The sequence below is a fragment of the Bacillus sp. 41-22 genome (assembly GCF_025809295.1).
Taxonomy (GTDB): domain Bacteria; phylum Bacillota; class Bacilli; order Bacillales; family Bacillaceae_G; genus Bacillus_A; species Bacillus_A mycoides.
The window spans coordinates 1126917-1148766 of sequence record NZ_CP084035.1 but is presented as its reverse complement, the minus strand read 5'-3'; the positions used below and the strand labels follow the sequence as shown (position 1 = coordinate 1148766).

The following is a 21850-nucleotide window of genomic DNA, read 5'->3' as shown; positions in this document are numbered from 1 at the left end:
AAAAAAGGATGGCATAAGCCATCCTTTTTTCTATAATAAACTATAAAATTATAGTTTGATTACGTTTTTAGCTTGAGGTCCACGGTTGCCATCTTCGATTTCGAAGCTAACTTTTTGGCCTTCTTCTAAAGATTTGAAACCATCAGTTTCGATTGCAGAGAAATGTACGAATACATCGTTTTCGCCTGGAACTTCGATGAAACCGAAGCCTTTTTCGTTGTTAAACCATTTTACTTGTCCTGTAACTGTCATAATTATTTCCTCCTACGAAAATACATTTTATTTAGTCTTCATGTATAAAAAAAGAATCCACACATTATCAAATTCGAAAAATAAACTAGTTCTCACATACTTTTTCCCGTTTGTTTTCGGCATTTGATAATATATGGATTGCTTAATTTAATTATTCAACTGGTATTATCATAACATACTTAAAATAGAATGTACAATCCTTTTTAAAAATAAAATTTCTAAATTTTATTATTTCTTATAAAATATAACCACACCTATTCTAATAAGGAGGCGTGTATGACAGAAATAATCCCTAAAAAAACATTAAAGAGAATTGAAAAAGATATTGAAAATAACAACCTTGGAAAAGCAAGAGATAGATTACACGGATTAATCACTACTTATCCGAATGAATTAGCACTTAGGAAAAAACTCGGTGACATTTACTTTACATTACAATACCCAGAAATGGCTGGACGGTATTGGTATCTTGAAAAAGAGAAAACAGATGTTATGCACGCGGCATGTCTACAATTTGAAAAATCGATGGGAAACGACTCTTATCATATTGTACGTGCTTTAAAATTCAAAGGAGATCGTAACATTATTACAGGACTACACACCGAACGTCCCTTACAGCCATTGCAGAAAAAAGTGATAGAGGAACTAATTGATGATTATGAAGAAACATGGAAAGACAAACTATTTACATGGGGCTGTCTATCATTATTCGCATTCCTTCTTTTTACTGCTATCGTTGGTATATTCACTATATTGGATTGGATATTTTAAATAGAAGTGAACGTCCCACAATACGACGACAAATAAAATTACATCAACTTTCCGACAAAGTTTAACAATGTCAGCGACGTAATAATAAATAAGAAAAGTGCCCCAAAAATATTTTTTGGGGCACCTACTTATACCTTTATTTCGTAAACTGTTCTTCTTCTGTGGATCCCTTTAGAGCAGTCGTTGATGAAGTACCGCCTGTAATCACTTGTGCTACTTCATCAAAGTATCCTGTTCCTACTTCGCGTTGATGGCGCGTTGCAGAGTAACCGTATTTCTCTGCTGCGAACTCTGCTTGTTGTAATTCAGAGTACGCTGCCATGCCGCGCTCTTTATAACCACGCGCTAATTCAAACATGCCGTAATTTAATGAATGGAATCCAGCAAGCGTTACGAACTGGAATTTATAACCGTACGATGCAATTTCTTTTTGGAAGCTTGCAATCGTTTTTTCATCTAATTTTTGTTTCCAGTTAAAAGAAGGGGAACAGTTGTAAGCAAGTAGCTTCCCTGGATATTTCTTATGAATTGCGTCCGCAAAGCGTTTTGCATCTTCTAAATTTGGCTCCGACGTTTCACACCAAACGAGATCTGCATACGGCGCATACGCTAAACCACGTGCAATTGCTTGATCAAGACCTGCTTTCGTATGATAAAACCCTTCTGGCGTTCTTTCACCTGTAATAAACTCTTGATCAACTGGATCGATATCGCTCGTAATTAAATCTGCCGCATCTGCATCTGTTCTTGCGACGATAATTGTTGGTACACCCATTACATCCGCAGCAAGACGTGCCGAAATTAAATTACGCACCGCTGTTTGCGTCGGTAATAATACTTTTCCGCCTAAATGCCCGCATTTTTTCTCTGAAGATAATTGGTCTTCAAAGTGCACGCCAGATGCACCCGCTTCAATCATCCCTTTCATTAATTCAAATACGTTTAACTGTCCACCAAACCCAGCTTCAGCATCCGCCACAATTGGAACGAAATAATCCGTATCACCGCTACCCTCCATATGCTGAATTTGATCAGCACGTTGAAGTGTTTGGTTAATTCGTTTTACAACAGCTGGCACACTGTTCGCTGGGTATAAGCTTTGGTCAGGATACATATGTCCAGAAAGGTTCGCATCTGCCGCTACTTGCCAACCGCTTAAATAAATTGCTTTTAATCCAGCCTTCACTTGTTGCATCGCTTGGTTTCCTGTTAATGCCCCAAGTGCATTAATATAATCTTCTGTATGAAGTGATTTCCAAAGCTTCTCTGCACCGCAGCGCGCTAACGTATGTTCAATATCAATCGATCCGCGCAGACGAATTACATCTTCAGCTGTATATGGACGTGTTATCCCTTTCCAGCGCGTATCTAATTCCCAGCTTTCCTGCAATTTATCAATTCTTTCGTTTTTCATATGTTCCATCCCCTTTTCTTGTTTCTTATAAAATTTCATAACCCGGTAATGTTAAAAACGGCATGAACTCGTTATTACGAACAAGGTTTGTAAACAGTTTTGTAGCTTCTTCAAATCTCCCCTTATTAAATGCTTCCTTACCAATCTCTCTTTCTATTTTTGCTAGTTCTTCTTCTTTCAATTCTTCCATTAATTTAAAAGTGATATTACGGCCATCACTTAGCTTTCCACCCTCATGACGAATCCACTGCCATACTTGTGCTCTTGATATTTCCGCTGTTGCTGCATCTTCCATTAAGTTATAAATTGGAGCTGCTCCCCGCCCGCTTAACCAAGATGCAATATATTGAATACCGACGTTAATATTCGTGCGAAGACCACCTTCTGTAATCGTTCCCATCGGTACTTCTAATAAATCCTTTTCTGTTACACGTATTCCTTCACGCTTTCTAAAAATTTGATTTGGCGTTTTCATTATGTGATTAAATACTTCCATTGCAACCGGTACAAGTCCCGGGTGGGCAACCCAAGTCCCATCATGACCGTCTAAAGCTTCGCGCTCCTTATCAGCACGCACTTTCTCGAAAGCTGCCTCATTTGCTTCTGGGTCATTTTTAATTGGGATTTGCGCCGCCATCCCTCCGATTGCTGGCGCGTTACGACGATGACACGTTTGAATAACTTTCAAAGAATACGCGCGCATAAACGGCGCTGTCATCGTGACTTGCGCTCTATCCGGAAGTAAAAATTCATTATGATTACGGAAGCTCTTTAAGAAACTAAATATATAATCCCATCGTCCGCAGTTTAAACCAGCAGAATGATCTCTTAGTTCATACAAAATTTCATCCATTTCAAATGAAGCGTGAATCGTTTCTATTAACACAGTCGCTTTAATCGTTCCGTTCGGAATACCGATATACTTTTGAGCGAATACGAAAACGTCATTCCATAATCTTGCCTCTAAGTAACTTTCCATTTTCGGTAAGTAAAAGTATGGGCCACTTCCTTTTGCTAAAAGCGTCTTCGCATTATGGAAAAAGTACAAACCAAAATCTACTAAACTGCCAGACATGTTCTTGCCGTCAACTTGCATATGTTTTTCTTCTAAATGCCACCCTCTCGGACGCACAATTAATACAGCTGTTTTACTATTTAAACGATATTCTTTTCCGTTTTCATTTTTATGTGAGATCGTTCCCTTACTCGCATCTCGTAAGTTAATTTGACCTTCGACAGCATTTCTCCAAGTTGGCGCATTCGAATCTTCAAAGTCTGCCATAAAAAGATGTGCTCCTGAATTTAAAGCGTTAATGACCATCTTTCTATCCACCGGACCAGTAATCTCCACGCGGCGATCCTCTAAATTTTTCGGAAGCTGGGCGATTGTCCAATCCCCTTCACGTATATGCTTTGTTTCTTCTAAAAACGTAGGAAACTCCCCTGCATCAATTCTTTTTTGTTTCTCCACACGCTTTTTTAAAAGTTTCGTGCGGCGTTCATTGAAATTTTCATGCAGTTCCTTTAAAAAACTAAGCGCCTCAGGTGTCAATATTTCGTTGTACGCTGGTAACATTTCTCCGGCCAGTGTAACCCGTGAAGTTTGCGTCGACATATTAGCATCCCCTTTTTAAACTGTCTTATAACAGATTTGATTTTATGTTTTATATTATATAACAAATCTTCGGAAAAGGAAGTTTTTTTTGAAAATTTAATAATTTTTTTACAAAACTGTGTTTATCCATTATGATTTCAAGCAAAAAAAGAGCCAGTGTTATATAACACTGGCTCTTTTTTATAAAGTGAAACTAATAATCAGTGGGGGGGTTGTTCATCCCCCACTGATTATTGGCTCTCACCAATCGGGCTTTTACGGGCAGTTGATCTCCCACCTAACTCCCTCACATTCGCCGAATTTTGAGGTGGGAGTCTTACTGCCCTCAAATAGGGGGATAAATTATTGTTGCTGATCATTTAAAATTGCTTTGTATAGGAACTGTGCATATTGTTCACGTGTTACTTTCATACCTGGCGCAAAGTTACCTGAACCATCACCTGCTGAAATGCCATTTGAACCTACTGCATTAATTGCTTTAGCTGCCCAATGTCCTGCTGGTACATCTTTAAATCCTGGTGTACTTTTCACTTGTAACTCAAATGTTTCCGTTAAAATTTGTGCCATTTCTGCACGTGTTAACGTATCTTTTGGTCTGAAGTTTCCACTACCATCACCTTTAAAGATTTCTAATTCTGTTAATGCTAAAATTTCAATTGGGAACATTGTTGAGTTATCATCAACGATATCTTTATATGTACTTACAAACTCATGATCTTCATCAAAGTATTGGTCCCCATCAATTGTACGGTAAATTAACGCCGCTACTTGCTCACGTGTTACATTATCACCAAAACCGAATCTTCCATCTCCGTAACCAGCAATAATTCCCCAATCTGCTAGATTTTGGATCGCTCCATAAGACCAATGCCCTTTCGGTACATCTTTAAATGTAACAGGAGCAGCTTGTTGTTGTTTCACAGCTACTTCAGCATTTGCTGTAGTACCTTGTCCGCTTAATCCAATTCCACCCATAATTGTTAAAGCTGTTGCTACTTTTAAAATCTTTTTCTTCACTGTATTCTCTCCCTAAAAAAAACATATTTTTTTCTAATATAAAGAATTTATGGAAAAGTAACAATACACTTATCCATATAATGTTTGTCTAATTTGTGAACTGTATTTCACATACTTATCTTTATACTTAATTAACAATAAAGTTACTAAATCGTACTTTTTTCCTATAAAAAGTAACTATAATTAACCTTTTTTTTCCATAAATACTAACCACCGAACTATGAACAGCAGAATAAATATACAGATAAACAATTTAAAATAAGAAAAAAGCGCGTAATTTCCGCGCTTTTTTTAAAGAAATACGCTATATTAATATAATTTTATTTTTCTTGTACTATATTTTTAAAAACTTCCGTTTCATGTTATTCATCTTTCAAATGAAAATTAATAATAGCTTTATTTAAAAATGTTGCATATTGCTCACGTGTTACAACTTTATTTGGTTCAAACTTTCCATTCCCTGTTCCTACTATGACATTATTAGCTTGCAGAGCACTAATTGCATTTTTTGCCCAGTAATTATTTGGTACATCTTTAAATGTATGCTGTTGCTTCGCTTCAAAGGAATATGTCTGTGTAAGAACTTGCGCTACTTCTGCACGTGTTATTGTTTCTCTAGGTCTAAAGTTCCCCTTCTCATCACCTTTAAAAATACCGCGCTCTGTTAATGCTAAAATTTCATTTGGAAACATTGTTGATCTTTCAGAAATATCCTTATAAGGATTTTTTAATGGGCCTTCATGTTTTATATTAAGTGCGCGATACAGTATTGCCGCCACTTGTTCACGGGTTACATTATCACCTACACCAAACTTTCCATTTCCATAACCTAGCATAACTTTATGATACGCCACTTCTATAATATATTCATATGCCCAATGGTCTACTGGAACATCATCAAATACAATCATTTCTGGATATTCTTCTGCTTTTATATTAGGAACATTTGCGCTTACCAATACTCCACCCATAATAGTCGCTGCCGCCATTATACGGAACATTTTTTTCTTCATTGTCCTCTCTCCTTCATTTCCACTTTATTAAAAGTGGAAAATAATAGACTAAATTCTTTTCCCATATTACATATGCTGCATTTGCAAACCGTATGTAATATATTGCATTTTTAACATCTATTATTTTGAAGATTACTAGGTGAGCCAATTCGCTCTCAATTCCAATTGGTATTCTGAATTGCATGCAAATCATTTGAAGAAATATTCTTATCTTTGCGCTCTAGTTTCTCTATTTAATTTTCAAAAAGGATAAACAAAAGCTTTTGCAAAGATGTTATATATACAATATTCTACTATCTACTAATCAAGTCCTTCACTTATAAAAATTTCACTTTATAGACAAAAAAAGCGCAAATATCATATTTGCGCTTTTTTCGAGCTTCATAGATTAATCGTTTACGTAGAATCTATGAAGTGCATTATTTAAGAACTTCGCATACTGTTCACGGGTTACAAGTTTTTCTGGTTCGAATAAAGTGAAACTTTAATCAGTTGGGGTTTTGTTCATCCCCCACTGATTATTAGCTCTCACCAATCGGGCGTTTACGGGCAGCAGGGCTTCCACCTAACTTCTTTGCTCCATCTAAATTTTGAGGTGGGAGTTTTATTGCCCACAAATAGCGGGATAAACCATTACCAGTTCCAACTATAGCTTTATTAGATTGTAAGGTGCTTACCGCATCTTTAGCCCAATGGTTTTCTGGTATTTCAGTAAATGTATGTTTTTCTTTCACTTAGAAAACCTTTATTTCTAAAAACTTCACCTTTCAGACAAAAAAGTACAAGTATAATCTACTTGTACTTTTTTATACTCTTATTTATTCCCATTTCCCTGGTGAATTATAAATTGCTTGTTGTAGAAACTTAGCGAATTGCCCACGTGTAACGAGCATTTCAGGCTCGAACTTACCATCTCCGGTTCCTACTACGACTTTATTAGACTGCAATGCACTAATTGCATCTCTTGCCCAATAGTTTTCTAGTATATCTGTAAATGTATGCGGATGCTTTGCTTTTAACGTATATGCTTTCGTTAAAATTTGTGCTAATTCTGCACGAGTCAATGTTGCTTTCGGACGGAAATTCCCATTTTCGTCTCCTTTAAAAATACCAAGGCTTGTTAAATGTAAAATTTCGTAAGGGAACATTGTTGATTTCCCACTAATATCTCCATATGGATTCTCTTCAAATGGACTTCTTTTTAAATTGAGTGCGCGATGTAGTACTGCTGCTGCTTGTTCACGTGTTATATTATCTTCTACCCCAAACTTACCGTTTCCATATCCATACATAATACGGTGATATACTAAATTCATAATTTCATTATAAGCCCAATGATCATTTGCTAAATCATCAAATTCTAGCATAATATCAGGTGGAGGTGGAGATTGTTGAATTCCATCTGTATTTGCTGAAACAATATTACCGCTAACAAATATCCCCCCTATTAAAGTTAATGATGTCGCTATCTTTAATAACTTTTTCATCTCTCTCATCCGCCTCTTCCTTTATTTTCCTACTTTTATATTGTACAAAAAATAAGAAAATTCTCAATACGTTAGGAGGTAATTTTTTACACTTCATAATACGTATTTTCTTTTACCACCACTTTTTCATCCTTCGTTTTTCGAAAAGTAAACGCCATTCCTACAAATATAAGAATAATCCCTACAATTTGCATACTAGTCGGTCTAAAACCGGTAAAGACCGTATCTAACAAAATTGCAACCGCAGGATCTAAAAACACTAATACCGAAATTAATCTCGTCGATAAACCTCTTAAACTGTCAAAAAACAAGTAATATACAAATCCCGTATGTATAAGTCCTGTCGCTGTGATCATCATCCAGTTCATCTCTGTTAATCCTTGAAACTTCCCGAAGTCTACGAATGGTAGCAATAAAAATATACCCAAAAAAGTTTGTAAAAATGTCATCGCATATGCACTCGTATGCTTAATTCCTTTTCCGAGCAACGTTGTAAATGCATAAAATAAAGCTGCAAGAAGCGCCCACACCATTCCAGACGACATAAGTTTCTCAAGCGACATACTTCCATCTACCCCAGCTACTAAAACTGTACCGATGAAACATATGGTAATGGACAGAACCGCAAATGCTGTTAACCTCTCTTTAAATACAATACTACCAATCATTAATACGATGATCGGTGCAAGATGATATACAGAAATCGCAATTGTAATCGACATGACTTCAAACGCTTTAAATAAAAACACCCAGTTAAAAACGAGAAATACGCCACACGCTAATATTTGCACAATTTCTTTTTTATTCCATTTCTCATTTTTATATTGTCCCGTTGCAAACCAACATAGCGTTAAAAATAAAGTCGCACAAATACAACGAATAAATACTAATTCAAAAGATGGTAAACCCGTTTGGACAGAAAAAAATCCAATCGATCCGAAAATAGACATCGAAAGGATCATTTTTATAGCCGGCATTGATTTTGAATGAAACAAAATATTAACCTCCTAAATATTTAACTGAATATTCTACGTATTATACACTATAATTTTCCAAAACTCGAATCATCCACAATAAAAAGAAGCAGTACACTACTGCTTCTTCTGTTTTTCATATTGTTCAAACGTATGAATTCTTTCGAAAATTGGCGGATGTGTGTATAAGAAAAATTTCACTAACGCAGGTGGATTTACTTGGCTTAAACTTGTTTTTGATAAGTATTGAAAAGTTTTCACACCTGAATTTCCATCTTTCGTCATATCTAAAGCGTATTGATCTGCCGCTCGTTCTTCTATACGAGAGACGTAGTTTGTTGCTGGTTGTGACGCAAAGGATAGTACAGAAGAAATTAAGAAAAATAAAGGTAAAATCGAGAAACATGCCATTTTGGAAATTTGCAGCGTATCTCCCCATTTTCGAATACACATATTTAAAATACGACTAATTAAATACATACCTATAAACGATATGAAAATATAACTCGCAACGCCCCAATATATATGTTTCATTACGTAATGTCCCATTTCATGGGCCATAATAAATAAAATCTCTTTATCTTTTAATTGCTGAAGTGTTGTATCCCACATTACAATACGAAGGTTTTTTCCAATTCCTGTTACATATGCATTTAACGCATTCGTTTTTTCCGACATATTTACTTCATATACATGTTCAGATGGAATATCAGCTTTATCTGCGATCGCTAAAATTTTCGTTTCTAATTCCTTATTTTTCAGCGTTGAAAAATCATTATAAAGTGGATCAATTACAACAGGTTGCACAAACGTTAAGAAAATCGTAAACGGAACAGAGAGCGCCCATCCTGCTAGCCACCATCTCTTCGGAAATTTACGGATGAGCCATAACAGAACCGAAACAATGAGTAACATAGTCGCATAGTTCACCCAAAAATCGATGACATGATCTTTTATCCAGCTTTGTGTGCTTTGCGTAGATATTCCGTAATCAACGGATACTTTACGCCCAATCCATTGCATCGGTAATGCAAGAACTGTTGTTAGTAGTGATAAATAAAAGAAATAAATCGCAACTTGTAAGACATTTATTTTGGTCGTTTCCTTCGACCATTTCTCAAACTTTTTTGAAATACCGAGCACAAGTACAAACAATAAAATAATCCATTCAAGAGGCGTCGCTAAAAAGAACAGTAAGTTTTTCACGCGCGAATAATCTTGGCTTAGCGTAAGCTCCCTCGCATTCATAAAAGTTTCTGGATCTGCACTCGTTCCTTTATACATGTCCGGAATGAGTTCATGATTCCATCCAAATAAATACCAATATATAAGTAACGCAAACCCAACGTACAAAAAAAACGACCACCCAATAACTTTCCTCACGCTATTCCCTCCTCTATGCTGCCTGTCTATTATTATTGTAAGTTCGTACATGCTAAATTAGAACAAGCTTATTATGAGAATTGCTCGAGAGCCTTCTACTTACATAAAAAAACTCTTCTACATAAGAAGAGTTTCACCTACCTTTAGACACTTTATTCGGTTCATGGGATAAGAAATGCACTGGCAAACCGCCTTTTAGATAAAATAAAGAGCCTCTCCTTAAGGAAGTACATCTATTAACAAACTAAAATCTTGCAAAGAAAAAGAACTATATTTCATAATACCTTGTACAGTTAGAAGTAAAATAAGACCCATCACACACATATAATTAATACTTTCTTCATGCTTTTTCTCAGCAACTACTCCGCCCGTTATGCATAAAATCCCTAATAAATGGAGCGCTAAATACATAAAAAAGTAAGCTTCCTCCCAGCGAAGAACAACATTTACTGTCGTAATCAATACTAAACTCAGTACAATCAAATAAAAAAACTTATTTGATGATATTGTTTCATTCATATAATTTTATACATCCCTTTCAAATTTCGAATTAATAATGATTTAGTTTTCATAAAATAAAAGTCCCCATCACTTTCTCAAACATTTTATGAGCCCTAACATAATTCACTTCATTTTTTACATACTGTCTGAAGATGCGCTTCATCATTTCTTCTATAATAAAGCTGACTATTATTAATGTCCCTAACACGATAAAAAGAAAAATAATATTTCCTGTATCATTATTGATGGAAAAGTACTTATATCTAATAGAAGTACAATAATCTATCATTTCCTTCAATATTTTCTCAAACATCTTCTCTACCTTACTTATCTCCTGCTATACTCGAAAAGCTCTTTTCCTTCTCCGCATATATAACAGGCACTTCTTTACTCCAATATTTGCGATTCACAAATAAAAAGATGAGCACTAAGTTTAATCCTGTCATAAAAATAATTAATCCTGGAAAGAATGTCGTATAGTTCGAAAAATCGGCAAAACTCATTATCTTTTCTCTACTTACTAAAAAAGAAGAACTAAGCACAAGCGCATTGTTTAACATATGAATAGCAATTGGCATGAGCAAGCTTTTCGTACGAATATATACGATTGATAGTACGATGCTAAACACAACTGCACCAAGGAAATCAACATGTAAGCAAGCAAATAAAAGTGCTACAACGACCATTGCTATACTAGTACCCCATTTTGCTGCAAAACGCTGCAGTAAAAACCCTCGAAAAACAAACTCTCCGACAATAGGCGCGATAAATACAACCCTAATAAATTGAAATACATATCCCCCAGTACTATCTATAATCGGTTCATGCAAGGCATTCATAATAAAATCTGGTGTAATCCATGCAAAGCTGTACATATATAAAATAAGATAGCCGTAACTAAACATACAAAGCATAATCGCGATGTACAAAACTTGCACTAGGTTAAATGTTTCGTTTCTATTAATAAATAATGAAAATGAAACACGATGCTTTCTATATCCGTAAAAAAGCCATATTATTGGAAGGATATAAAATATAAGCATATTTATAAAAGATGAATTCTGTATATGAAATGTATTTTCTAGCACTTCATTACTACTTTGTGCTATTAAAATTAGTAATGCAAATACAATTAAAAAATATCTAGCTCGCATCGTTTGAAACGGATTCACATTCATCTCCTCCCCATGTTACTTTTATCATATCATTTGAATCTTAATTTTTTGTGAAAGAAAACCTTAAAATTTCCTTAAAAATTCCATAAGTTACAAAAAGATGATATGATATTCGAGGAAATTAGGAGGGATTCATATGTATCACGCAAATATTCTACTCATTGATGATGAAACAGCAATTTTACAATTACTAACTACCATTCTTGAAAAAGAAGGTTTTTCTCATATTACAACTGCAACATCTGCGGAAATAGCCTTATCTCTCACCGAGCAAAACAATTACGATTTAATTATTTTAGATGTAATGCTTCCTGGACAATCCGGTTTTGACATTTGTCCAATCCTTCGCCAAAAAACGGATTGCCCTATCTTCTTCCTAACAGCAAAAACATCTGATGTAGATAAAATTTCCGGATTTTCATACGGTGCGGATGATTACATTACGAAACCATTTAATCCACTAGAAGTAGTCGCTCGTATGAAAGCTCAACTCCGAAGACATATGAAACAAAACATACAAGAACAAAGAATATACTCCTTTTCTTTTGGGAGATTTGAAATTGATCAACATTCTGCGGAACTAACAGTAGATGGAAACGTTGTCGAATGTTCCGCTCAACTCTTTCAACTACTACTATTCTTTTGTGAGAATCCGAACTACGTATTTTCGAAGGAAGAATTATATGAAAAAGTTTGGGGAGCACCTGCCTATAATGGAGATGATAATACTGTTATGGTTCACATTCGAAAACTACGTGAAAAAATTGAACAAGATCCAAGTAAACCAGAATACATAAAAACAGTTCGTGGACTTGGCTATAAGTTCATTACAAAGTAGGTTAAAGATATGAATTTTAATAAACGACTTATAATCCAGTTTATTTTACAACACGTTTTTGTCTTAGTTACGTTACTTATCGCAGTAATTGCTTCTTTTTCTTATTTAATTTTTCTTCTTAATAGTACTTTATATGAACCTAATATTTCTGATTATGATACCTTTACAATCTCCGAATATATTTCTTCTGAAGACAATAACATTACTTTAAAATCTAAGGTAAAAGATTTAATAACAGAAAAGAGTGATTGGCTTCAAATTGTAGATGAAGATGGAAAGGTCCTTTACAACTTTAATACGCCTAACGATGTTCCGACCTCTTACACAAAGACATCCTTACTTACGTATTTACAGAATAGTAACAACAATATTTATAAATTTAACTATTGGGAAATTAAATTAGAAAAGAAACCAGTGATCGTTATTTACGGTGCCAAACTAAAAAGTAATGCATTACTAAAAACGATACAACAAGGACACCCTTCTTTATCATTAAATGAATTTGCATTAACTGAACAAGAAAAACAATTACTTTCTAAAGAAAAAGCAACACTGCAAATATTTAATAACAATGGCGAAGAAGTTTTTTCCTATCCAACTGGGAAGAAAAAAACATTTTCGGCTATAAAAACGGCTCTTAATGAAAAAGAACCGTGGAATTATAAAGAAAATACATCTAGTTTTTACGATTCAAATAGCGGTCATCTCGTCGTTGTATCCGCCCCAAACGCTCATTATTATCCAGATGATGAATTAGATGATATATTTACCAAGAAACTTCTAATCGGATGCAGCCTAATCCTCCTTATTGTGTTTGCTTATTTAGTCATTCTTTCAATTTGGTATGGAAATAAGTTTGGAAAGCCTTTATTACACACGATGCGCTGGCTTAAAAACATAGCCGGAGGAAAATATGAAGAACCTGTTAGTAAAAAAGGCAAACCTGTTCGGTTTCGGCGCTCCGGTAAAGAAAAATGGTCGTTCCGCATATTTAAAGATGTTACAAACTCACTAGAGCACCTTTCTATTACTTTGAAAAAGAACGATGCAATGAGAAAAGTACTGCAACAAACACGTGAAGAGTGGATTACCGGCCTGACGCATGATCTAAAAACACCGCTTAGCTCTATATACGGCTATGCATTATTACTAGAATCGAAGCAATATAATTGGACGGATCAAGACATTCAACAATTTGGCCATGTAATGAAAGAAAAATCTCAATATATGACTACATTAATTGACGACTTAAGCTTAACATATCAATTAAAAAATGATACTCTGCCTGCGCAACACGTAAATGTTGAAATTAATCAGTTCGTCCGAAAAGTACTATTACAATTTATTAATAACCCGACACTACAAAATCAAAACATTGAATTCGTGCCAAGTTCAAGCAAAATCCAATATTTTATTGAAGAAAAATGGTTCCAACGTATTATCGAAAACTTACTCGCAAACGCTGTAAAACATAATAATGAAACGACAAACGTAATCGTAAAACTTTCGCAAAATGCAAATTCATTTACACTATCTATTTCAGATAATGGAAAAGGTATGGATGATAAAACGAAAGAACTTCTATTCGAGCGATATTACAGAGGAACGAATACAGAAGAAAGCAACATCGGAACTGGACTTGGTCTCGCCATTACAAAACAGCTCGTTCATGCCCATAACGGAACGATTTTCATTGATAGTGAAGTTGGAAAAGGAACGACGATTATACTTGTGTTTCCATTTAGTTCGTAGGAAAAGGTGCTTTTATAAAGCACCTTTCTCTTTTCGGAACAGCGCGCTAGTAAATGAAATTATATCGACTTAACTATAAAATACAACAATAGTAGCAACCTATTAATAAAAGAAGACCGTCCAAAAATACCTTTTGAACGGTCTTTCTTTCTATTATTTCTTCTTCACCGGTATCCAAAGTTCAATTTGAGCGAACTCACTTTTATCTGCATGGGAACGTTCATCGTATAGCTCAAACTCATTAACGCCGCAATGTTCGTATCCTGAATGCGGGAACCATTCTGAGAATACTGCATTCCACGTTTGGTGAATAGATGATACCATTTCTTCATGAGGAACTTTCGGCGTTGTAAATACTGCATATGTCGCCGCTGGGAATGTACGCTTTGCAACTGCATTTGGTACATTTTCAAAGTCTGTAACTTCCATTCCGATAATATAAGTGAAGTCCCCTGTTTCTAAATTAAAATCAGTACATAATCCAAGTTCTACCCATTGGCTCGTATCTTTACGATTCGGAATCGTCGTTCCAAGATCTTTTTGTAAATATTCTTGCCAAAATGCTGGAATGTCTTGGTGGTTTTTTCCTTCTTTACTTGTCGTCTTCAGCTCATAACCCGCCATTAAAAATTCTGGTTTATTTACAATACGATATTCCATTTGTATGCCCCCTAAATATGGATTTAATTTTCTTTGTTTTACATTCACTCTATAATACATTGGTGTTTCGATTTCTTGTTTTCGATATTCACTTGGTGTCATTTGAAATAATTTTTTAAAGGCTCTCGTGAACGTTTCGTGAGATTGAAAGCCATGCTCAAATGCGATATCAATAACTTTTTCATCCGTATGAGAAAGTTGATAAGCTGCCCGGGCTAACCTCCTCTTTCGAACATACTCCATTACTGTATCGCCTACTAACGCCTGGAATACACGATGAAAATGCGACTCAGAAAAACCTGCAACACGTGCTAAATTACGTAGCGTTTGTTTTTCCATTACATCTTCCTCAATATAATCAATTGACCTTTGAATTTGTGTTTCATAGCTTTCCATCTCTGTTCACCCGCCTTATATGTATTATGATAAAAGAGAATCCTATCCAATTCTTGACGTTTTTTACTATAATTCCATAAAAATTGTAACTTTTTTATATGTATTTCGTTGTTATGTATGAAGGGAGGGAAATGTAGTGAAACGCAAACAATCATTAGAAGAAATTTACTCCGAGCATATGCAAGATTTATTTCGCTATCTTCTCTCCCTAACCGGAGATTCTCATAGTGCTGAAGATCTCATGCAAGAAACATTTTACCGAATGCTCGTCCATATTGACTATTATAAAGGAGAAGAAATTAGGCCGTGGTTATTTACAATCGCCTACAACGCCTTTATCGATTGGTACCGAAAAGAAAAGAAGTATAAAACAACGCAAATTGAAGAATTCCATTTACCAAACGTGCCAAGTACAGAACACTCTTATTTCGTAAAACATGAGATTACTAGTTGGTTACAAAGTATATCCTCTCTTCCGCTCGAAAGACGAAATGTGTTACTACTACGAGATTACTACGGATTCTCTTATAAGGAAATAGCAGAAATGACTGGTCTCTCGTTAGCAAAAGTAAAAATTGAATTACACCGAGGACGAAAAGAAACGAAAAGCATAAAGGAGTGATACAGATGGGTTGTGCAGAGTTTAAAAAACTGTGGACGAAATACGAAAAAGGAACGCTCACACATGACGAACAAGAACAGTTAGAAAGTCATATAGAAACTTGTGCAGAATGTGAAGCTCATTTAGATGAATTGCTTGCGAAAAGTGAACCCGTAAAGAAAAAATTACCGCCAAAAGATCTTAAAGTTCCTTTTTGGAGAATTAAGTGGAAACATCGGTTACAAACGTTTGGTTTTATATTATCCATTTGCATCGTTATATATATAATCGGCGGGGTATTATCAGCCTTTTATTTTCAAGCTAATAATGATAAAAGGCTAGAAGAAATTAGAGAAGTTCCTTCGCTTGCACTTGAAGCAACTATCCCAAATAGCCGTGTTATGGGGGGCGGAACAAGTGTAGAAGCTTTTTTCCGTACGAACAGCAGCTTCGATTTAGTAAGAACCGTCGGTAAAAAAGAAATGCCACTCGGTACAGTAGAAACAAAAAGCTTCTTATCATCTGTAGATGTCACGAAACAAACTTGGATGAATCCGTTCTATCAACCAAAACTCTTCTTTGTTCATCCCAAAACAAAGCAGGGTGATTATTTAAAGGATTCCTCAAAAAAAGTATGGGATACACTTGCAAAAGTACATGATGGAACAGTTGCAGAAGTAGCAATTTCTTTTGATAAAACTTACACTTTAAAAGAATTAGAACCGCTTTTATATAGCATATTCGAAGCACAAGAACTCCCTCCAACTCCTGTATGGTACGCTTTAGATACAGGACAAGAAAGAAAAAATGTAGATGACTATATCTTACATGGCGGAGAAGCTATAGGATTTCCAGAACATGTAAGATTTCTAGATAGTAACGCAGACAAGTACAAAACGCCAGAAGATCAAGTAATCGAAATGATGCACGTCCTTTCTATCCATAAAAAAACGGTAAGTAAAATAGCAGCACTTCCTGAGAAAGAACTAAACTTAGATAAAGGTTATAAATATGTAAAAGATAACGGCGTAAAAGTATACGGCATTGTCATTACGGGGCCGTCGAAAGAATTATTAAAATTACAAAACTCCCCGCACGTACGTTATGCGACTCTTGGAGATATTGAGGTTTGGAATTGGTTTGATTAGTGAAAATGAAAAGGTTGTGCAGAAAATAGCAGCTATTTTCTACACAACCTTTTTAATAATTTAAAACCTATATTTCACTAACAGAATCCGTGAATAAAGCGTGGAATACGTTAACTTCCCCCATACGTAAACATTCCGTTTCTATATCAGGAATTGCAGTTCTAGCAACCTCTCGTTCTACTCTTACAAATCCTTTTGTATTCATTAGTTTCTCAAATTCACAAATGGTATCCATTTCTACATCAATTGTTTCAAAAGTCCATTCCCTTACATCTTCATCATATGTTGTTTTTAATACGTAGTAATAATAATATTTATCAAGTAAGCTAACAAAAACCCCTAAATCAAGGCGCTCGCCTCTTGATTTTCGTATCCAATCAATATCATCATTTAACATCGGTTCTTTTCCATTTAGTAACACATTATATTCTAGACAATTATATAGGTTTAAATCTGTATAGTCTGACACGTGATAATCACAAAATGTTGACTCGATTAAAGACAAAATTTCCTTTTGAGAGCTTTCGTTTTTTATAAAACTCTCTTTCAAGTCTACAAACTTTTTATGCTCTTTGGACTCCTCGTACAATCCTTCTTCTTTCACAATATTTTTCGGAAAGAATTTGTAAACTGTTTCTTTTAATTCATTCATCATTTCAGGTTTTGCCGTTTTAACCATTCTGTAAATCCTCCTATGCTAAAAAGAATTCTCACCGCAATAAAGAATCATACCCTAAATATGTTATTAATTAACAAATAAGTTATATTAAAATAAGCAATATGATTCAATTCTGTTTTTTTAAAATTTTTCTGTTATAATGGCTGATTCCGAACATTATATTTATCATAATATAAAAATTACAACAAAAAACGACAAAAACCTTTAAATCCCCTTAAAAAAATAACAATACATATATAAAGAACGAAAGATTCTAAAGCGATTATTGAAAAATATATTATTTTTGTCACATTAAAAATTAGTACTTTTTTCACAAATTATTTTTGATGGAAAACTTTATAAAATTTATTTTTTACTATAAAAGGTCTTTCTCTGGTAAAATATTATAGTCTCGTAAAAATGTAACACATTTCCATACGAACAACCCTTTAAAGCGAAAAGGTGTCATCATAATTGATGACACCTTTTCCTATTACAAATAAACTAATTAGAAATCACTTTCACATACATCCCTCTTATCGCCTTTTCATAAGCGATATCGCTCATCTGTCTTATTTTTTCCGATACAACAGACGATCGAACAACTTCACCTTCACGAAGTAATGGAGGATCAATAAGACGCACTTTATTTTTCTGATGTAGATCATACTCATTTCTATCTTCTTTTACTTCTATACTTGGATGAACTTTTCTTAATAAAGCATCTACTTCTTGATCTTTACATAGCCGCAATTTCGTAATAAGCTCATGATCTTCAAGAAGAAAATCATCTGGATGGATTATCTTTTTATGAAGAGCTAATTTTAACGTTTTAGCTAACATATCGTTTCCATAAATATTCATTGGTTTCATAAAGAAATCAATTACTTCTTTGTAATACGTCTTCGTAAACCATTCTGCAATTTCAATATTTTGAAGAACCATTTTCCCATCTACTTCGATTAAATCCTCTAAAAAACTATGAACTTCTTCTAAAGAAATATATCCATATGTAAACATATCCCGTAATGTGTAATCCACTCGGTCTGCACATAATTCTGGCGCAGATTTTTCAAGTAATGTCCACTTCGAATCATCTAACAAAATATCTTCATAGTTATAACCATGTTTTGAAAGAATCGCCGGGATTTCCGAGTTTTTCACGACAGAACTAAATATTTCTTCATGATAACTTTCGTTTTCGTTATCAAAAACGTAATCGATCACATGGGAAAAAGCAGTATGCGATACATCATGTAGTAAGCCAGCAATCTGTTCTTCTACTGAACCACCAAGTTTTTTAATTAACAACATAGCACCAACTGAATGATCAAAACGTGTTACATTCCATTTCTCATTCATTAAGTAACTTGCTCCGGCCTGATGAACCCCTTTCAGCCTTTGCACAGGTTTACTTAAAATTAATTCTTCTAACACTTTATCCACTTTAAACTCACCGTATATGACATCTAATATGATCACTTAAAATCCCCCTTTTCAAGCAGAGTCTTCTTATAGTATCTCTTTTTCCAGAGAGTAAATAAAGAACCTCAATCGAATATTTTGTACCTTTAAATAAAAAATAGAGAGCACTCAGCTCTCTATTTCACAACCCTATTCAAATGTAACTTCAACCTGCACAATCTCAGATCTACTTCCCAGTCTAAGCGGTGGTCCCCAGAATCCAAATCCAGAAGAAACAATTGCGTGGAATGCACCTTTTTGTGCGTATCCCCAGTCTAGTTCGTACATTCTTCTCGTCACAATATGGTTCGGCGCCATTTGTCCGCGGTGCGTGTGACCGGATAATAATAAATCAACGCCGGCGTCCGCTGCTTGTTTTAATTCAAATGGTTGGTGATCCATTGCGATAACAGGAAGCGATTTATCTACCGTACTCATTAGATTTTCAAAGCTTTGACGATCTCGCTCTGTTTTATCCCTTCTTCCGACGAGATAAAAATCATCTTCAATTGTAATGACTTCATCTAAAAGAATACGAATATCAATCTTATCCATCTCTTGTAAAAACTCAGGAACAGCTCTGCCGTAATATTCATGATTTCCTAACACACCATATACGCCTAATGGAGCTTTCATCTGTTTCATGATTGGCCCCATATTTTTTTGAATGAACACACCTGGATGATCATCGATAATATCACCAGGCAGTAAAATAATATCGGGTTTTATTTCATTTACATGACGAACGAGTCTCTTTAAATGAGCAACTCCAGACAGTTTACCGAGATGCATATCAGAGGCCATCGCAATGCGTAAACTTTTACGCCCTCCTACTTTTTTCGGTATGTGCACTTCGTACTTTCTTACTACTGGACTATATGCGTTGAATACTCCATATGCAAAGATAAAGATGAATACGAGTAAAACGACCGTTCCTGTCCAAATAATTGCCGTCTCTTTCTCCACTGAAAACTGTAATAATAAGACGGCAATATCGGCTAACGGCAATAACATAAGCGCGTATTGTATAACCGCAAACCAAATTGAACCGACCGTTCGCAGGAAAGGAAGAAATTTAAACACTTGTACGAGAATGTACGCATATGAAATAAATCCGACTATGAAAGCGTAATATCCCCAAGATTCCCAGCCGAACACCGTACTGAGCCAAACCCATCCGTTCCAGCCGATGTAAAACATGAGTAGTGTGTATACAATTAAAATAGTGAATATATTGAGATAACGAAAATTTTTCACTGCTAGCCTCCTTATTGATTTCTTCTATTATAACTTGTTCTGTGCCTAGAACGTAAATAGTAAGCAAATCAAAGTTATTTTCCTCTTACTTGTGATCCTCATATTCTCTGTGCAAATGTGGATATTTTAGCTGTAACGATGTAATAGGTGATTCTAAAGATTCTTATAACATAGCATTTAAGAAAGTCGTAAGAATATCTTCGTTACCACTCGTACCAAATAACTGTTTAAAGGCAAAATCAATGCGCAAATTTACTAATTGTTTGGACATGGCATTCCTCTCCTTTTATATCTATAACCAGCTCTCGTCTACATTGTACATAAGAATAAGACATTCAAGTAAACAAAGAGATGCGGCCCCTATACATACTCATATAGGGACCGCACCTTATTATTAAATAACAAAATCCTCTGGAATAAACACTTTCACTTCTCTCGGATGTACGTATACAAACTCACCTGTTTGAATGCCTAGCTGTCTAAACTGTTCTTTACTAATTTCTGCTTCTAGATACTCATCTGTTCCGTCGCGCTTCAATTCTACATATACGACAGGGCCAACTGCATGTGAGTATGTTACTTTCGCCGGGATGGCATCTATACTTTGTTTCGTACGATCGATTGATAAGTGATGTGGTCTTACGTATCCCACTCCGTCTACGTTTGAAACGTGCTTATGCTCTGGTGCTTCTAGTTCCACCGATCCTACATTTAGTTTACCTTTATGAACGCGGCCGTGAAATAAATTCACGTTTCCTAAAAAGTCATATACGAACGGACTTGCTGGTTTTTCATATACTTCTTCCGGCGTTCCCATTTGTTCAATGCGTCCTTCATTCATTACAACGATGCGGTCCGCAACGTCTAACGCTTCTTCTTGGTCATGCGTTACGAATACGCTCGTAATTTGAAATTCGTCATGTAGTTTCCGGAGCCATCTTCGCAATTCTTTCCGTACTTTTGCATCAAGTGCACCAAACGGTTCATCTAGCAATAAAATTTTCGGTTCGACTGCAAGTGCCCGGGCTAGTGCGATACGTTGGCGTTGTCCGCCAGATAATTGCGCTGGATAACGTTTTGCGAAACCATCCATTTTTACTAGTTTCAATAGTTCTGTTACTTTTTCTTTTATTACTTCAGCTGAAGGTCGTAAGTTTTTCTTTCTTACTTTTAAACCGAAAGCGACATTTTCAAATACATTCATATGTTTAAAAAGTGCATAGTGCTGGAAGACGAAACCGACTTGCCGGTTTTTCACGTGAATATCAGTTAAATCTTCCCCATCAAAAGAAATCGAACCTCCATCCGCTTCTTCTAGTCCTGCAATAATTCGTAATAACGTCGTTTTCCCAGAACCTGATGGGCCTAATAAGGCAACAAGTTCTCCTTTTGGAATATCTAAATGAATGTCTGTCAGCGCTTGAAATGTACCATATTGTTTTGATACATTTTGAATTTGAATACTCACCGCACT

General features: G+C 35.2%; 22 protein-coding genes and 1 pseudogene. 5 read left to right on the top strand and 18 right to left on the bottom strand.

The window, feature by feature from the left end; all coding sequences use genetic code 11:
- Positions 1 to 48: 48 nt before the first annotated feature.
- Positions 49 to 252, bottom strand: coding sequence for an RNA chaperone/antiterminator CspA (gene cspA / locus LCF45_RS05820; protein WP_002011282.1), 204 nt, complete (start codon positions 250 to 252; stop codon positions 49 to 51).
- A gap of 276 nt (positions 253 to 528) precedes the next feature.
- Between cspA and LCF45_RS05815 the strand changes: the two genes are divergently transcribed.
- Entirely contained in the window at positions 529 to 1023 is a 495-nt protein-coding gene (locus LCF45_RS05815) for a DUF6584 family protein (protein WP_002011284.1), read from the top strand.
- 136 nt (positions 1024 to 1159) lie between these two features.
- Here LCF45_RS05815 and aceA read toward each other — a convergent pair whose 3' ends face one another.
- From aceA to LCF45_RS05765, 11 genes are all read right to left on the bottom strand, one after another.
- A complete protein-coding gene (aceA, locus tag LCF45_RS05810; RefSeq protein ID WP_002125874.1) occupies positions 1160 to 2437 on the bottom strand; it encodes an isocitrate lyase in 1278 nt (425 codons plus the stop codon).
- A 25-nt stretch (positions 2438 to 2462) separates the two neighbouring features.
- On the bottom strand, positions 2463 to 4052 hold the full coding sequence (gene aceB, locus LCF45_RS05805) for a malate synthase A (RefSeq protein WP_078177024.1): 1590 nt from the start codon (positions 4050 to 4052) through the stop codon (positions 2463 to 2465).
- 342 nt (positions 4053 to 4394) lie between these two features.
- Complete coding sequence (locus LCF45_RS05800; protein WP_002064191.1) at positions 4395 to 5069, bottom strand: S-layer homology domain-containing protein; 675 nt, start codon at positions 5067 to 5069, stop codon at positions 4395 to 4397.
- Between the two features lie 362 nt (positions 5070 to 5431).
- A complete protein-coding gene (locus LCF45_RS05795; RefSeq protein ID WP_002125869.1) occupies positions 5432 to 6082 on the bottom strand; it encodes an S-layer homology domain-containing protein in 651 nt (216 codons plus the stop codon).
- A gap of 521 nt (positions 6083 to 6603) precedes the next feature.
- On the bottom strand, positions 6604 to 6816 hold the full coding sequence (locus LCF45_RS27115; protein WP_078206360.1) for a hypothetical protein: 213 nt from the start codon (positions 6814 to 6816) through the stop codon (positions 6604 to 6606).
- An 84-nt stretch (positions 6817 to 6900) separates the two neighbouring features.
- Positions 6901 to 7578: an S-layer homology domain-containing protein gene (locus tag LCF45_RS05785; protein ID WP_002011235.1), complete on the bottom strand. Its 678-nt coding sequence runs from the start codon at positions 7576 to 7578 to the stop codon at positions 6901 to 6903.
- Positions 7579 to 7655: 77 nt separating this feature from the next.
- Entirely contained in the window at positions 7656 to 8564 is a 909-nt protein-coding gene (locus tag LCF45_RS05780) for a DMT family transporter (RefSeq protein WP_002125864.1), read from the bottom strand.
- A 96-nt stretch (positions 8565 to 8660) separates the two neighbouring features.
- Positions 8661 to 9926: a M48 family metallopeptidase gene (locus LCF45_RS05775; protein ID WP_002186445.1), complete on the bottom strand. Its 1266-nt coding sequence runs from the start codon at positions 9924 to 9926 to the stop codon at positions 8661 to 8663.
- A gap of 219 nt (positions 9927 to 10145) precedes the next feature.
- Positions 10146 to 10445, bottom strand: a complete 300-nt coding sequence (locus LCF45_RS05770) for a hypothetical protein (RefSeq protein WP_001006056.1) — start codon at positions 10443 to 10445, stop codon at positions 10146 to 10148.
- Between the two features lie 49 nt (positions 10446 to 10494).
- A complete protein-coding gene (locus LCF45_RS27025) occupies positions 10495 to 10740 on the bottom strand; it encodes a hypothetical protein (RefSeq protein WP_002125861.1) in 246 nt (81 codons plus the stop codon).
- Between the two features lie 10 nt (positions 10741 to 10750).
- Positions 10751 to 11599 carry a CPBP family intramembrane glutamic endopeptidase gene (locus LCF45_RS05765; RefSeq protein WP_002125860.1) on the bottom strand — a complete coding sequence of 283 codons (849 nt, stop codon included), beginning with the start codon at positions 11597 to 11599 and terminating at the stop codon, positions 10751 to 10753.
- Between the two features lie 139 nt (positions 11600 to 11738).
- Here LCF45_RS05765 and LCF45_RS05760 point away from each other — a divergent pair, with 139 nt between their 5' ends.
- Together LCF45_RS05760 and LCF45_RS05755 are read left to right on the top strand one after the other, a co-directional pair.
- Positions 11739 to 12440, top strand: coding sequence for a response regulator transcription factor (locus LCF45_RS05760; RefSeq protein WP_002011226.1), 702 nt, complete (start codon positions 11739 to 11741; stop codon positions 12438 to 12440).
- A gap of 9 nt (positions 12441 to 12449) precedes the next feature.
- The gene (locus LCF45_RS05755) at positions 12450 to 14192 is read left to right on the top strand and encodes an ATP-binding response regulator (protein ID WP_002168919.1); all 1743 of its coding nucleotides are present in this window, start codon (positions 12450 to 12452) and stop codon (positions 14190 to 14192) included.
- Positions 14193 to 14345: 153 nt separating this feature from the next.
- Here the strand turns inward: LCF45_RS05755 and LCF45_RS05750 are convergent, their stop codons facing one another.
- Positions 14346 to 15248, bottom strand: coding sequence for an AraC family transcriptional regulator (locus LCF45_RS05750; protein WP_002030329.1), 903 nt, complete (start codon positions 15246 to 15248; stop codon positions 14346 to 14348).
- A 136-nt stretch (positions 15249 to 15384) separates the two neighbouring features.
- On the opposite strand from LCF45_RS05750, the gene LCF45_RS05745 reads away from it, so the two are divergent.
- Positions 15385 to 15870: an RNA polymerase sigma factor gene (locus tag LCF45_RS05745; protein ID WP_002168921.1), complete on the top strand. Its 486-nt coding sequence runs from the start codon at positions 15385 to 15387 to the stop codon at positions 15868 to 15870.
- Positions 15871 to 15875: 5 nt separating this feature from the next.
- Complete coding sequence (locus LCF45_RS05740; protein ID WP_263894673.1) at positions 15876 to 16997, top strand: anti-sigma factor; 1122 nt, start codon at positions 15876 to 15878, stop codon at positions 16995 to 16997.
- A gap of 67 nt (positions 16998 to 17064) precedes the next feature.
- On the opposite strand, the gene LCF45_RS05735 is transcribed toward LCF45_RS05740, so the two are convergent.
- The 5 genes and pseudogenes from LCF45_RS05735 to LCF45_RS05715 all read right to left on the bottom strand — a co-directional run bounded on the left by LCF45_RS05735 (position 17065) and on the right by LCF45_RS05715 (position 21844).
- The gene (locus LCF45_RS05735; protein ID WP_061674920.1) at positions 17065 to 17676 is read right to left on the bottom strand and encodes a hypothetical protein; all 612 of its coding nucleotides are present in this window, start codon (positions 17674 to 17676) and stop codon (positions 17065 to 17067) included.
- A 483-nt stretch (positions 17677 to 18159) separates the two neighbouring features.
- Positions 18160 to 19137 carry an HD domain-containing protein gene (locus LCF45_RS05730; RefSeq protein WP_002125846.1) on the bottom strand — a complete coding sequence of 326 codons (978 nt, stop codon included), beginning with the start codon at positions 19135 to 19137 and terminating at the stop codon, positions 18160 to 18162.
- Positions 19138 to 19269: 132 nt separating this feature from the next.
- Positions 19270 to 20376 (bottom strand): metallophosphoesterase, encoded by a 1107-nt coding sequence (locus tag LCF45_RS05725; RefSeq protein WP_263894672.1) that lies wholly within the window; start codon positions 20374 to 20376, stop codon positions 19270 to 19272.
- A gap of 88 nt (positions 20377 to 20464) precedes the next feature.
- Positions 20465 to 20647, bottom strand: a pseudogene (locus LCF45_RS05720) (PD-(D/E)XK nuclease family transposase); the annotation flags it as partial.
- A gap of 123 nt (positions 20648 to 20770) precedes the next feature.
- Positions 20771 to 21844 carry a sulfate/molybdate ABC transporter ATP-binding protein gene (locus LCF45_RS05715; protein WP_002125843.1) on the bottom strand — a complete coding sequence of 358 codons (1074 nt, stop codon included), beginning with the start codon at positions 21842 to 21844 and terminating at the stop codon, positions 20771 to 20773.
- Positions 21845 to 21850 lie beyond the last annotated feature (6 nt).